The sequence below is a fragment of the Pseudarthrobacter sp. NamE2 genome (genome assembly GCF_005796205.1).
Taxonomy (GTDB): Bacteria; Actinomycetota; Actinomycetes; order Actinomycetales; family Micrococcaceae; genus Arthrobacter.
This window is the reverse complement of record NZ_VAHN01000001.1, coordinates 403,837-418,140: the sequence shown is the minus strand read 5'-3', so window position 1 is coordinate 418,140 and position 14,304 is coordinate 403,837. Positions and strand designations below refer to the sequence as shown.

Sequence of the window (14,304 nt, the reverse complement as noted above, 5' to 3'; positions counted from 1 at the left end):
GGTTGTACATTAGATCCATGAGCCTTGCGCAGGACATTAATCGCGTAGTACACCCCTTCGAAGTAGTCAGCGAATACAAGCCCGCCGGGGACCAGCCGGCCGCCATCGCGGAGCTCACGGAGCGCATCAACAACGGCGAAAAGGACGTGGTGCTGCTCGGTGCCACGGGTACCGGCAAAAGCGCCACCACGGCCTGGCTGATCGAGCAGGTCCAGCGGCCCACTCTGGTGATGGTGCAGAACAAGACCCTCGCGGCTCAGCTGGCCAACGAGTTCCGCGAACTCCTGCCCAACAACGCGGTTGAATACTTTGTCTCCTACTACGACTACTACCAGCCGGAAGCCTACGTCCCGCAGACGGACACCTTCATCGAAAAGGACTCGTCCATCAATGAGGAAGTGGAGCGGCTGCGGCACTCCGCCACCAACGCGCTGCTGACCCGCCGTGATGTGGTGGTGGTGGCCACGGTCTCCTGCATCTACGGCCTGGGTACCCCGGAAGAGTACATCGCAGGCATGGTGACGCTCCGCAAGGGGCAGGAGATGAACCGGGACGCGCTGCTGCGGAAGTTCGTGTCCATGCAGTACGCCCGCAATGACATGGACTTCCACCGCGGCACCTTCCGCGTCCGCGGCGACACCGTGGAGATCATCCCCATGTACGAGGAACTGGCGCTCCGCATCGAGTTTTTCGGCGACGAGGTGGAGAACATCTACACGCTGCACCCGGTCACCGGCGAGGTCATCCGGGAGGAGACCGAAATGTACGTCTTCCCCGCGTCCCACTACGTTGCCGGGCCGGAACGCATGACCCGGGCCATCAAGTCCATCGAGGACGAACTGGCCGGGCGGCTGCAGGTGCTGGAGAGCCAGAACAAGCTCGTGGAGGCGCAGCGGCTGCGCATGCGCACCGCCTACGACCTCGAGATGATGCAGCAGATGGGCTTCTGTAACGGCATCGAGAACTACTCGCGCCACATCGACGGCCGAAGCCAGGGATCGGCGCCGCACTGCCTCCTGGACTACTTCCCGGACGACTTCCTGCTGGTGGTGGATGAGTCCCACGTGACCATTCCGCAGATCGGCGCCATGTACGAGGGCGACATGTCCCGGAAGCGGACCCTCGTGGACCACGGCTTCCGGCTGCCCTCGGCCATGGACAACCGGCCGCTCAAATGGGACGAGTTCCTGGAGCGCATCGGGCAGACCGTCTACCTGTCCGCAACTCCGGGCAAGTACGAGCTCGGCAAGGCGGACGGCTTCGTCCAGCAGATCATCCGCCCCACCGGCCTGGTGGACCCGGAAGTCATCGTCAAGCCCACCAAGGGCCAGATCGACGACCTCCTGGGCGAGATCCGGACCCGGGTGGAGCGGGACGAGCGCGTCTTGGTCACCACGCTGACCAAGCGCATGGCGGAGGACCTCACGGACTACCTGCTGAGCCATGGCGTCAAGGTGGAATACCTGCACTCGGACGTGGATACGCTGCGGCGCGTTGAACTGCTGCGCGAGCTAAGGCTGGGCAGCTTCGACGTCCTGGTGGGCATCAACCTCCTGCGTGAAGGCCTGGACCTCCCCGAAGTCTCCCTGGTCAGCATCCTCGACGCGGACAAGGAAGGATTCCTGCGTTCCTCCACGTCCCTGATCCAGACCATCGGCCGCGCCGCCCGAAACGTGTCCGGCCAGGTGCACATGTACGCGGACCGGATCACCGACTCCATGGCCAACGCCATCGATGAGACCAACCGGCGCCGTGCCATCCAGGTGGCGTACAACCAGGAGAACGGCGTGGACCCGCAGCCCCTCCGGAAGAAGATCGCCGACATCACGGACCAGCTGGCCCGCGAGGACGCCGACACCCAGGAACTGCTGAACAACAACCGGCTGGCCAAGGGCGCCAAGCGCAGCAAGTCAGGAGCCAAGGGCGGCGCCCAGGTGCGCTCGGACGGGCTCGCCGCCGCCCCCGCAGAGGACCTGGTGGGCCTGATCGAACAGCTCACGGAGCAGATGCACGGCGCCGCCGCCGAGCTGCAGTTCGAAGTGGCGGCCCGGATCCGGGACGAGGTCAGTGAACTGAAGAAGGAACTGCGCCAGATGCAGGCCGCAGGCCACGCCTGAGGGCCGTCCCCATGACACAAAGCCCGGGCCGGGAAGGGCAGCTCTCCCGGCTGGGGTACAGTTAACGTCACGTAGGGGAGTATCCCGAGCGCTACGATCGTCAACACGCAGGGCATAGTTGCCCCGCCGGGCGTAGCGGGCCGCCAGGTCAGCACCAAGTGCACAGGCAGGCCGGAGAGACTTACACCGCATCTCTGTACCCTGCGAAAGGCTACCCTGTGCTCGAATTGCCCGTGTGGTTCGAGGTCGGCTCCTTTGTCGTCCTCGGCCTGATCCTCCTCATCGACCTCCTCCTGGTGGTCCGCCGCCCGCACGAGCCTTCCATGAAGGAAGCCGGCCTGTGGGTGGCGTTCTACGTCACCCTCGCCTTGATCTTCGCCGGCCTGATGTTCGCCTTTACCGGGCCTGAATACGGCGGCCAGTTCGTGGCGGGCTGGGTCACCGAATACAGCCTCAGCATCGACAACCTGTTCGTCTTCATCATCATCATGGCCAGGTTCTCCGTGCCCCGGAAGTACCAGCAGGAAGTCCTGATGGTGGGCATCATCATCGCCCTGATCCTGCGCGGCATCTTCATCCTCCTCGGCGCGATCGTCATCGAGCAGTTCAGCTGGGTGTTCTACATCTTCGGTGCCTTCCTGCTGTGGACCGCGTGGAAGCAGGCCAAGGACGAGGGCGAGGACGAGGAAGACCGGGAGAACCCGCTGATCGCCAAGATCCGCAAGGTCATCCCGATGTCCGAGACGTTCGACGGCGGCAAGCTCCGGACCACCGTGAACGGCAAGAAGGTCTTCACCCCGATGCTGATCGTGTTCATCACCATCGGCCTCACGGACCTCCTGTTCGCCGTGGACTCCATCCCCGCGATCTTCGGACTCACCCAGAGCCCGTTCATCGTGTTCACGGCCAACCTGTTCGCCCTGATGGGCCTGCGCCAGCTTTACTTCCTGCTGGGCGGCCTCATGAACCGCCTTGTCTACCTGAAGCACGCCTTGTCCTTCATCCTGGCCTTCATCGGCGTCAAGCTCGTGCTGCACGCCATGCACGTCAACGAACTGCCGTTCATCAACGGCGGACAGCACATCGAGTGGGCACCCGAGATCCCCACGTTCGTGTCCCTCGCGGTCATCGTCGGCACCATCATCGTCGCCGTTGTCGCCAGTCTGCTCAGCTCCAAGGCCCAGGCCGCACACCTGGATCCCCGCCTCGAAGAGGACGCACGCAAGAGCCGCAGCGACGTTGACCAGACCCGCTAGGTCCCCCTGAAAAGCAGGAATCCCGGCTGCACCGCGGCCGGGATTCCTGCTTTTAATTGACCCCTGTGGGAGGCCGCTTCCGGGGACTAAGCTCTGTCCATGGCCCCCGAAATAATGACGGAAGAGGGCGTGCACCGGGTGCAGCGGCGCACCGTGGTCCTGCTGGCGGCTGCACAGGTTTTCGGTGGTATCGGCACCGGCGCCACCGTTTCCATCGGGTCCATCCTCGCGGTCGAGCTGTCGGGTTCCAGTGCCTGGGCGGGCGCCGTCGCCACGGTCATGACCCTGGGAGCGGCCCTGGCGGCGCTGCCCTTGGCCGCAGTGGCGGAGCGCAGGGGCCGGCGGATCGGACAGGTCACGGGCCTGTCCGCAGCCCTGGCCGGAACGGTACTGATGGTGCTGTCCGTTGTCACCGGAGTCTTCGTCCTCCTGGTTTTGGGCGCCGCGGGAATCGGTGTGGGAACCGCTGCCAGCCTGCAGGCCAGGTTCGCGGCCGTGGACCTCGCCGACCAGGAACACCGCGGCAGGGCCCTCTCCATAGTTGTGTGGGCGGTGACTGTCGGGGCCGTTGCCGGACCCAACCTGATCCAGCCGGGCACAGTGGTGGGTTCGGCACTGGGACTGCCGCCGGTCGCGGGCCCGTTCGTGATCTCCGGTGCCGGGCTGCTGGTGGCAGTACTGCTGGTGCTCGCCGGCCTCCGGCCGGATCCGCTGCTGCTGGCCCGCGAGCTTGCAGCGTCAGCTGAGGCCCGGCTTTCGGGCACCCCGCCGCCCGGTCTCCCGCATCCGACGTCACAGGCCGCCGGAAGGACACCGGGTGCCCTGGTACGCGGCATGCGTGCCATCCGGTCCTCCCGGAGCGCGTTGCTGGCGGTGGCTGCAGTTGTCGCTGCGCACGCTGTCATGGTGGGCGTGATGTCCATGACGCCGCTGCACCTCCAGCACCTGGTGGAAGGGCCGGGTGCCTCCCACGCCGGCCACATCGCTTCCGGCGACGTGCTGGTGATCATCGGGTTCACCATTTCGCTGCACATTGCCGGCATGTTCGCACTGTCGCCGCTCATGGGTTGGCTCACGGACAAAGCCGGACGCACCGAGACCATCATGATCGGCTGCGCATTACTGATTACCGCGGTCCTGGTGGCCGGATTCGGCGAGGGCTCCACCGCGGCTGTGGCCGTTGGCCTGGTGTTGTTGGGCATGGGCTGGTCCGCCGCCACCGTATCCGGGTCAACGCTCCTGGCCGAAAGCGTGGGGCAGGAGTCCCGCGTGGTGGTGCAGGGCGTGTCCGATATGCTGATGGGCGCTGCCGGCGCCGTGGGCGGCGCCATATCCGGGCTGGTGCTTAGCTGGACAGGTTACCTCGGGCTGAACATGCTGGGCGGAGTGGTGGGCGCTTCCGTCCTGGCCGCGGCGTTTTTGGCCAGGGTCGCGGGGCGCCGGCAGTCAGCGGCGGCCTGACCTGGCCATTCCAAGTAGCCGCCCAAAGATGCCCTCGCCGTCGTCGGCAATGCCGTCATGGTGGAAGTCGCCCGTCTCCCAGACCTGGAGCCCGCGGACCGCGGCGGCTGTTTCCAGGGAGAGTTTGCGGTCCACGTAGATGTCCTCGGAGTAGACCGCGGCAGCCACCGGTACCCGGTTGGCCGCCAGTTGCCGTACGTCGTAGAGCGGTCCCCAGTCCTGTTTACGGGCAAGAAGTTCCGCCACTTCGCGGAGGGGCTGCAATGCCGGGTCCTGTTCGAAGTACCACGGGTAGATCATTTCACCCGTCAGCAGGAGGGGCTCGGCGTCGGGCCGGAATTCCGGGTACTCATCCAGCACCCGCCAGGCAGACCAGTTGGTTGCCAGGCCCTGGCCGTAAATGGTTTCGTGCATCAGGGCGTACAGCGGGTTGGAACGGCGGGAGACGATGCCCTGCACCTGCTCCAGGAACGGGTCGGACAACCGCGGGCCGTCAGGGGTGCCGGCAAAGGCGTCCTCCAGCAGGTAATGGAGGCTGTCCACCCGGGTGTTGCCGCCCAGGAACGCACCCACCATTTGGAAGCGCTCCACGGTGAGGGGACTGCCGTCGGGCAGGAACTCGGGCGTGCTTTTCAGGTGGCGGGCCACACGGTCCACGGTCTCACGGTCTTCCGGATACCACGTGAAGTACTCGGCATTGCGCGCCGCCACCCGCTGGAAAGTGGCACGGTAGACGTCGTCGGCCGGCCCCGTCAGGGGCGGCAGCCCGCCCGTGATCAGGACCTCGCGAAGGCCGGCGGGAGCAAAGGACAGGTACGTCACGGCGCAGAAACCGCCGTAGCTCTGGCCGAACACACTCCAGGGCGGCGAGCCGAGGGTCCTGCGGACCAGTTCAGCATCGGCCACGATGGAGTCAGCCCGGAAGTGCTCCAGGTACGCAGCCTGCTCTTCTGCGGAACCCCGCAGCGGCAGGGTGTTGCGGTCCACGGGGGTGGAGAGGCCTGTGCCCCGCTGGTCCAGCATCAGGATGCGGAACTCCTTCGCGGCTGCCTTGCTCCAGCCGCCCAGGGAGCCGAAGCGGTTGCCGCGCCCGCCGGGACCGCCCTGCAGGAACAGCAGCCACGGAAGCTTTCTGGCTTCCTCCTCGCTGTGCGACGACGAAACGTATTCGCGGGCGAAAACGGTGATGGCCTCCCCGTCGGGGACCAAATGGTCCAGCGGGACGGTGAAGAAGTGCTCCACCGTCCGCATGCCGCGGAACTCATGCCGTGCCCGGATCTCATGCTGCCCCGCAGCGTCCTGCCCTGGGCGGAGAAGGCGGGTCAGTGCCCTGACGGCGCCGGGATGCCGTGCGTCAGCCATTGGCCCCAGCGGGGACCGCACTGCCGAACTGCTCAAGGGCGTCGCCGCTGAGACGGAAGGTGGACCACCCGTCCATGGGGCGCGCTCCGAGGCGGCGGTAGAAGTTGATGGAAGGCTCGTTCCAGTCTAGGACGCTCCACTCCACCCGGGCGTATCCGTTCTCTACAGCGATGGCGGCGAGGTGCTGCAGCAGGGCCTTGCCGTGTCCTTCACCGCGGGCGTCGGGGCTGACGTAAAGGTCCTCAAGGTAGACGCCGTGGGTGCCTTCCCAGGTGGAGTAGTTAAGGAACCACAGGGCAAAACCGCGGACCTCGCCGGCCTCGTTCTCCGCCATGGCGGCGTAGACGCGCGGGTTCTCACCGAAAAGGACCTGCCGCAGCATGTCCGGGGTGTTGCGGACGGCGTCCGGCTCCTTCTCGTAGTGCGCCAGCTCGTGGATCATCCGGAGGATCGCAGGGATGTCATGCTCGGTTGCGGGGCGGATAACACTCATTGTTCGAGCTTACCGCCGCGGCGGGGCCCTTCCCTCAGGTACTCCGGCTTCACAGGCGGTTGACGTCCGCCACCCGGACCACCGCGGTTCCGGTATCGTCCGAGCCTGCCAGGTCAACCTCCGCCGAGATTCCCCAGTCATGGTTCCGGGCCGGGTCGTCGAAGATCTGCCGGACCTTCCACGTCCCCGGTTCTTCCGTGATGATGAGCAGCCCGGGCCCGCGGGCGTCGGGACCTGTGCCGATGTCGTCGTGTTCATCGAAGTAGTCGTCCAGCGCGTCTTCCCAGCGGTCCCGGTCCCAGCCGGACCCGCCGTCCAGTTCGCCCAGGGCTTCGGCGTCCTCGTCCGCAAAGAGCTCCACCCGGCGGAACATCTCGTTGCGGACCATCACCCGGAATGCCCGGATGTTGGAGGTCAGGGATGGCGGCGGAGGCGGCGGCGCGTCATGCGGCGTGGGCGCGGCGCCGGTGGCCAGTTCCTCCCATTCGTCCAGCAGGCTGGAGTCCACCTGGCGGACCAGTTCGCCCAGCCAGGCGATGAGGTCTTCGAGGTCGTCGCGCAGCATGTCCTGCGGCACCGTCTGCCGGAGGGCCTTGAACGCGTCAGCGAGGTACCGCAGCACGATGCCTTCGGACCGGGCCAGCCCGTAGAACTGCACGAACTCGCCAAAGTTCATGGCCCGCTCGTACATGTCGCGCACCACGGACTTCGGTGCCAGTTCGAAGTCGCCCACCCAGGGGGCCGCCTTGCGGTAGACCTCGAAGGCGTCTTCGAGGATGTCGGCGAGGGGCTGCGGATAACTGACCTCTTCCAGCATGGCCATCCGCTGCTCGTAATCGATGCCGTCCGCCTTCATGGCCGCCACTGCCTCACCGCGGGCCTTTTTCTGCTGGGCGGAAAGAATTTGCCGCGGCTTTTCCAGGGTCGCCTCGATCACGGAAACCACGTCCAGGGCGTACGACGGCGACGCCGGGTCAAGGAGTTCCAGTGCGGCAAGTGCGAAGGGGGAGAGCGGCTGGTTCAGCGCGAAGTTCGGCTGGAGGTGGACGGTAAGCCGGACAGTGCGGCCGTCCTGGCCCCGCTGGTCTGCCGGAATCCGCTCCACCACCCCGGCTGCCAGCAGTTCCCGGTAGATCCCGAGCGCCTTCTTCATCAGCCGCAGCTGGGAGGGACGCGTCTCGTGGTTTTCCGTGAGCAGGCGGCGGGCGGCCGCGAACGGGTCCCCGGGCCGTTCCATGAGGTTCATGAGCATCGCGTGAGTGACGCTGAAGCTGGAATTGAGGGGGTCAGGGACCGATTCGACCAGCCGTTTGAACGTTGGCTCCCCCCACGAGACAAACCCTTCCGGCGGCTTCTTCTTGACGACCTGGCGGAGCTTCTTTTGGTCGTCCCCGAACTTCGCCACTGCCTTGGCCATGGCACGCACATTTTCCGTCACGTGCTCCGGCGCCTGGACCACCACCGTTCCGGCGGTGTCGTACCCGGCCCGCCCGGCACGCCCTGCTATTTGGTGGAACTCCCGGGAGTTCAGCAGCCGGGTGCGGACGCCGTCGTACTTGCTCAAGGCCGTGAGCAGGACGGTGCGGATGGGGACGTTGATGCCCACGCCGAGCGTATCGGTGCCGCAGATGACCTTAAGCAGTCCGGCCTGGGCCAACTGCTCCACCAGGCGCCGGTACTTGGGCAGCATCCCGGCGTGGTGCACGCCGATGCCGTGCCGGACCAGCCGGTTCAGCGTTTTCCCGAAGCCGGCAGCGAAGCGGAAGTTCGCAATGAGCTCGGCAATCCTGTCCTTCTCTTCCCGCGTGCAGACGTTGATGCTCATCAGCGTCTGGGCACGGTCGATGGCTTCGACCTGGCTGAAGTGCACCACGTAGACCGGCACCTGCCTGGTCGCCAGCAGTTCCTCCAGCGTCTCGTGCACGGGCGTCTCGTGATAGTAGTAGTGCAGCGGAATGGGCCGCTCCGCCGAGCTCACCGTGGTGGTGGGCCGGCCGGTGAGGTCCGTGAGTCCTTTTTCGAACCTGGTGACGTCGCCCAGGGTGGCGGACATCAGCAGGAACTGCGCCTGCGGGAGCTCCAGCAGCGGCACCTGCCACGCCCAGCCGCGCTGCGGGTCCGAGTAAAAGTGGAACTCATCCATGATGACTGCGCCCAGCCCGGCGGCAGCACCCTCCCGCAGGGCAGTGTTCGCAAGGATCTCCGCGGTGCAGCAGATGATGGGCGCGTCCTGGTTGACCCCTGAGTCGCCGGTGATCATACCCACGTTTTCGGCGCCGAAAATCTCGCAGAGCGCGAAGAACTTCTCCGACACCAGCGCCTTGATGGGCGCGGTATAGTAGCTGCGCCGCCCATGGGCCATTGCCTGGAAGTGGGCGGCGATGGCCACCAGCGATTTTCCGGAACCGGTGGGGGTGGCCAGGATGACATTGGCTCCCGTGGCCAGTTCCATGATGGCTTCATCCTGCGCCGGATACAGCGCCAGTCCGCGGCTCTCCGTCCACTCCACGAAGCGGGTGTAAAGGTCGTCGGGGTCGACGGCGGCTGAAGGACTCCTGGCGGGCAGGTCAGGAAGCTGGTCAACGAGTCTCATTGATTTCCAGCTTAGTGCCATCCCGTGACAGGAAATTTGTCCGCTCCCGGCTAGGCTTCCCTACAAAGTGACAAGTCGACGCAGCAGGGAAGCTTATGCAATGGGATCCGGCCAAGTACGTGCAGTTCGGCGATCATCGGCACCGGCCGTTTTTCGACCTTACGGGCAGGATCCTTGCCGAACAGCCGGCCTTGGTGGTGGATCTGGGATGCGGCCCGGGCAATCTGACTGCCACCCTCGCAGAACGCTGGCCGGGCGCGGAGGTGGTGGGAATCGATTCCTCCCCGGACATGCTCGCGAAGGCGGCACCCCTGTCCGAAAGATACCCGTCCCTGAACTTTGAAAAAGCCGACATCTCCGGCTGGACACCGCCAGCAGGCACGGACGTGGTGGTCAGCAACGCCGCGCTGCAGTGGGTTCCCGGGCACCGGGACATGATCCGGTCATGGCTGGAAGTGCTGCGCCCGGGTGCATGGTTCGCGATGCAGGTTCCGGGGAACTTCAACGCGCCGTCCCATGCGCTGATGCGCGAACTGGCGGCGTCCGCCCGCTGGGCGCCGCAGCTTGGCGAAGTTCTGCGCGGCGGCGAATCGGTTGGGGAACCAGCGGACTACCTGCAGATCCTGCTCGACGGCGGCTGCACGGCGGACGCCTGGGAGACCACGTACCAGCAGCTTCTGCCGGGTCCGGACCCTGTCCTCGAGTGGGTGCGGGGGACCGCCCTGCGGCCGGTTCTCGCCGCGTTGCCGGCCGTGGACGGCGAGGAGTTCGAAGCCGAGTACGCGGCTGCCCTGCGCGCGGCATATCCGCCGGGGAGCCACGGAACGGTGTTCCCGTTCCGGAGGATCTTCGCGGTGGGCTGCAAGGAAGGTTAGATCCTCCAGTCGGTGGACTTTGTCTACAGCACGGTCAAGCGGGTTGACAGCGATAGTAAGTGATCTGCCTTACAATGGCGGGATGTGGCTGACTGGGGGAAAGGCTACCGCCGCCCGCAGGCTTCCTGAGCTTACTGGAGGTGCGTTGCTGATCGGACTCATGGGGCGCCTCCTCGCAGCGCACAAGGCCCCGGTCGCCGCCATCGTCCTCCTGCAGCTGGTCCAGGCTGCCGCGAACCTCCTGCTCCCCACCGTCAACGCAGCGATCGTCGATGACGGCATTGTGGGAGGCGATCCCGGAGTTATCGCACGGCTGGGCGCCCTGATGGCCGGAATCGCGGCCGTCCAGGCCGGCGCAGCGGTAGCTGCGGGCTTCTGCGCCGCCGTCGTGGCCATGAAAACGGGGCAGCGGCTCCGCATGGAGATTTTCCTGAAAATCCAGGAACTGTCCTCCCAGGAGGTTGCCCGGTTCGGAACCCAGAGCCTGACCACGCGGGCCACTAACGACGTCCAGCAGATCCAGGCTTTTACGCTCCTGGTGTGCACCATGCTGATTGCGGGCCCGGCCATGGGGCTTGGCGGCGTCATCCTCGCCCTGCAGCAGGATGTCGGCCTGTCAGCGGTGATCATCGTGATCGTACCGCTGCTTGTACTGATCATGTCGGCCATCGTGGGGCGCCTCATCCCGCTTTACCGGGAGGGGCAGGACCTGCTGGACAACGCCGGCGGCATCCTGCGGGAGCAGATCATCGGAGCAGGCGTCATCCGGGCCTTCGTGCGCCAAAAGCATGAAATCGCCCGGTTTGGGGAGGCAAATACCAGCCTTACGGCCAACAATCTCCGGTCCGCACTGCTGGTGGCAGCAATGCTCCCATTGACAATGCTTGTGGTGAACCTGTCGTCGGTGGCCGTCGTCTGGTTCGGCGGGGAGCGGATCCAGGCCGGCCAGATGAATGTCGGTGCGCTGACCGCATTCATCGCCTACATCATGCAAATCCTGCTGGCCATCATGATGTCCATGTACGTCCTGATGACGGCGCCGCGCGCAGCAGTATGCGCGGAACGCATCTGTGCCGTCCTGGACACCGAGCCTTCCGTGCGGGACCGGCAGGTATTTGGGGCAGGCGTCCGTTCCGCAGCGCCGAAAATGCCGTCAGCGCCGAAGACGCCGCAAGGGCCGGCGTCCGGGCACGGAGTCCTCGAGTTCAGGAACGTCGGGTTTTCCTATCCTGGAGCAGAGGAACCCGTTCTCGCAGGCATCAGTTTTGTTGCCCGACCCGGCAGCACCACGGCCGTCCTGGGGTCCACGGGCAGTGGAAAATCCACGCTATTGAACCTGGTCCCGCGTTTCCTCGAGTCCACGGAGGGAGATATTTTCCTGGATGGGGCTGACATCCAGGATCTGACGCTGGACGCGCTCCGCGGAAGCATGTCCATCGTGCCCCAGCAGGCGCACCTTTTTTCCGGCACCATTGCAGAAAACCTCCGTATGGCAGCTCCTGAAGCCTCCAACGACGAACTGTGGGACGTCCTGGAGAAGGCCCAGACCATGCGGTTCATGCGCGACCTCCCGCTGGGCCTCCACACGCCCGTGGGCCAGGGCGGAACCACGCTGTCCGGGGGCCAGCGGCAGCGGCTGTGCATCGCACGCGCCCTGCTCCGCAAGTCATCCCTTTTCCTCTTCGACGACAGCTTCTCTGCGCTCGACTACGACACCGAGACGCGGCTGCGGGAGGTGCTGGAGGCAGAATTGGCGGACGCAGCCGTCCTCATGGTGGCCGAGCGTGTGTCCGCCGTCGAAGGCGCCGGCCTGATCCTGGTGCTCGACGGCGGCCGCATCGTGGCGCAGGGCACGCACCCCGAACTGCTGGAAACGTCCGGCACCTACCGCGAAATCGTCGAGTCCCAGCTGGCACTGGACAGCCCGCTGTGACGGGGACGGCCGGCATCGAAAGTCCGGAAACCGGCTTCCGGACCACCGCACGCAGGCTGCTGGGGCTGCTGCGCCCGTTTCGGCGGCCCATGCTGGGGGCCTTGGCGGCGACCTGCGCCTTTGCCGGCCTGAACGTGGCAGCCCCAAAGTACCTCGGTGACGCCACGGATGTTGTGGTGGACGGCATCTTCGGCAGCGGCATCGACCAGGAACGCCTGGCCATCCTGCTCATGGGCGTGGCGCTGATATACGTGTTCGCCTCCCTCTTCAACTGGATCCAGGGCGCCCTGACGGCCCGCTCCGTCCAGGGGCTGATGCACAACCTCCGCTCTGCCGTCGAGGACAAGCTGCACCGCCTGCCCGCCACGTACTTCAGGGAGCGCTCCCGGGGCGACGTGCTGAGCCGTGCCACCAACGACATCGACAACATCTCGCAGGCGTTGAACCAGATCCTCACCCAGCTGATCATGTCAGTCCTCATGTTGTGCGGGTCGCTGGCCATGATGCTGTGGATCTCGCCCCTGCTTGCCGTCATAGCACTTGCCACCATGCCCCTTTCCACCTGCATCACCGTGCTCGTGGCCCGAAGGGCCCAGGCCCACCACGCGCGGCAGTGGACCGAAACCGGGGAGCTGAATGCCCAGGTTGAGGAGTTCATCACCGGGCACGAGGTCATCAAGGCCTTCGGCCGCCAGTCCCAGACCGCCGAGGTGTTCGCACGCAGCAACCGGCGTCTCACCCGTGCCGCCACCAGAGCACAGTTTGCGGCAGGCGTCGTCCAACCGCTAATGGTGCTGATGTCCAACCTGAACTACATCGCCGTAGCCGTCGTCGGGGCGCTCCAGGTGATCTCAGGGGCCATGACGATTGGCGGTATCCAGGCGTTCATCCAGTTCAGCAGGCTCTTCAGCCAGCCCGTCGGGCAGATCGGCGGCCTGCTCGGCCTCATCCAGTCCTGTGCCGCCTCCGCTGCGCGCGTCTTCGTCCTGCTGGACGCGGAGGAGGAAGAACCTGCACCGGATGACCCAGGCACGCCGGCCGTGGGGGAGGGGCCCATCGTTTTCCATGACGTGACCTTCGGCTACCCAGGCTCGGCTCCGGCAGTCCGGAATTTGTCCTTCAGGGTGGAACCGGGGCAGACGGTGGCCGTCGTGGGCCACACCGGAGCCGGCAAAACCACCCTGGTGAATTTGCTGCTGCGCTTTTGCGAGCCGACCTCCGGCAGGATCACCATCGACGGCAGGGACATCGCCGCGATGCCGCGGGACCGGCTGCGTTCCAGGTTCGGCGTGGTGCTGCAGGATGCGTGGCTGTTCAACGGCACCATCCGTGACAATATCGCCTACGGCCTGCCAGGCGCCGGCGACAATGAAATTGTGGCCGCAGCGGAAGCGAGCCACGTGGACCGCTTTGTCCGGTCGCTGCCCTGCGGGTACAGCACCGTGCTTGAGAACGGCGGCGAACCCCTCAGCCAGGGCCAGCGGCAGCTCATCACCATCGCCCGGGCACAGCTGGCAGGCCGGTCGGTCCTGGTCCTCGACGAAGCCACCAGCTCTGTGGACTCCAGGACAGAGCTGCTCATCCGGAAGGCGATGCAGCGGTTGCGGCGGGGCAGGACAAGCTTTGTCATCGCACATCGTTTGTCCACGATCCGGAACGCTGATCTAATTCTGGTCATGGACCAAGGACGCATCGTAGAGCAGGGAACCCACGCGGAGCTCCTGGGGGCGAACGGCTACTACGCCCGGCTGTACAACGCGCAATTCAGCAGCCGGTGCGGCCGGACAGGCGTGCTCGAGGCGGACCGGTGAAGACTTCCCCGGACTTTCCCGGCGCCTGGAAGCCCAATGCTGCCAGCACAGTTGCACTGTATGAGCAGCTCCGGCTGCACATCATCCACCTCGCGGACAGCGGAGCGCTCCCTGCGGGCACCAGGCTTCCCGCGGTCAGGGCCCTGGCCGAGCGCCTGGACGTGGCGCCGCACACCGTTGCCCGCGCCTACAGGGAACTCGAAGCTGCCGGAGTTGTGGCCACCCGCGGCCGGAACGGGACCTTTGTCTCAGCACGTGACGAACGTCTCAGTGGGCTCTCCGCCGCTGCCGCAGCGTACGCGGAAGCCGCAAAGTCGCAGGGAGCAACGTTCGCCGAGGCGGTTAAGCTGCTGGCGGCAGCCTACGACGCCGGGTGAAGCGCCTGCCGGCGTGCGTGTTCGAA

At 65.8% G+C, this 14,304-nt stretch carries 10 protein-coding genes; 7 read left to right on the top strand and 3 right to left on the bottom strand.

The features are described 5' to 3' along the window. Window positions 1-17: 17 nt before the first annotated feature. From uvrB to FDW83_RS01990, 3 genes are all read left to right on the top strand, one after another. Entirely contained in the window at window positions 18-2,117 is a 2,100-nt protein-coding gene (uvrB, locus tag FDW83_RS02000; RefSeq protein ID WP_138135920.1) for an excinuclease ABC subunit UvrB, read from the top strand. Between the two features lie 218 nt (window positions 2,118-2,335). Beyond that, window positions 2,336-3,373, top strand: coding sequence for a TerC family protein (locus tag FDW83_RS01995; RefSeq protein WP_138135919.1), 1,038 nt, complete (start codon window positions 2,336-2,338; stop codon window positions 3,371-3,373). Between the two features lie 99 nt (window positions 3,374-3,472). Then, on the top strand, window positions 3,473-4,834 hold the full coding sequence (locus tag FDW83_RS01990) for an MFS transporter (protein WP_138135918.1): 1,362 nt from the start codon (window positions 3,473-3,475) through the stop codon (window positions 4,832-4,834). On the opposite strand, the gene FDW83_RS01985 is transcribed toward FDW83_RS01990, so the two are convergent. The 3 genes from FDW83_RS01985 to FDW83_RS01975 all read right to left on the bottom strand — a co-directional run bounded on the left by FDW83_RS01985 (window position 4,820) and on the right by FDW83_RS01975 (window position 9,282). Beyond that, a complete protein-coding gene (locus FDW83_RS01985) occupies window positions 4,820-6,085 on the bottom strand; it encodes an alpha/beta fold hydrolase (RefSeq protein WP_138136110.1) in 1,266 nt (421 codons plus the stop codon). The genes FDW83_RS01990 and FDW83_RS01985 overlap by 15 nt on opposite strands. Before the next feature lie 103 nt (window positions 6,086-6,188). Continuing rightward, window positions 6,189-6,689: a GNAT family N-acetyltransferase gene (locus tag FDW83_RS01980; RefSeq protein ID WP_138135917.1), complete on the bottom strand. Its 501-nt coding sequence runs from the start codon at window positions 6,687-6,689 to the stop codon at window positions 6,189-6,191. 49 nt (window positions 6,690-6,738) lie between these two features. Then, window positions 6,739-9,282 (bottom strand): RNA helicase, encoded by a 2,544-nt coding sequence (locus tag FDW83_RS01975; protein WP_138135916.1) that lies wholly within the window; start codon window positions 9,280-9,282, stop codon window positions 6,739-6,741. Window positions 9,283-9,377: 95 nt separating this feature from the next. Between FDW83_RS01975 and FDW83_RS01970 the strand changes: the two genes are divergently transcribed. The 4 genes from FDW83_RS01970 to FDW83_RS01955 all read left to right on the top strand — a co-directional run bounded on the left by FDW83_RS01970 (window position 9,378) and on the right by FDW83_RS01955 (window position 14,278). Then, a complete protein-coding gene (locus FDW83_RS01970; protein ID WP_138135915.1) occupies window positions 9,378-10,157 on the top strand; it encodes a trans-aconitate 2-methyltransferase in 780 nt (259 codons plus the stop codon). A gap of 160 nt (window positions 10,158-10,317) precedes the next feature. Further along, on the top strand, window positions 10,318-12,090 hold the full coding sequence (locus FDW83_RS01965; protein ID WP_171027422.1) for an ABC transporter ATP-binding protein: 1,773 nt from the start codon (window positions 10,318-10,320) through the stop codon (window positions 12,088-12,090). Continuing rightward, window positions 12,087-13,901, top strand: coding sequence for an ABC transporter ATP-binding protein (locus tag FDW83_RS01960; protein ID WP_370281149.1), 1,815 nt, complete (start codon window positions 12,087-12,089; stop codon window positions 13,899-13,901). Before FDW83_RS01965 ends, FDW83_RS01960 begins: the two co-directional genes overlap by 4 nt. Beyond that, window positions 13,898-14,278 (top strand): GntR family transcriptional regulator, encoded by a 381-nt coding sequence (locus FDW83_RS01955; RefSeq protein WP_138135914.1) that lies wholly within the window; start codon window positions 13,898-13,900, stop codon window positions 14,276-14,278. Before FDW83_RS01960 ends, FDW83_RS01955 begins: the two co-directional genes overlap by 4 nt. The last annotated feature ends 26 nt before the right edge of the window (window positions 14,279-14,304 follow it).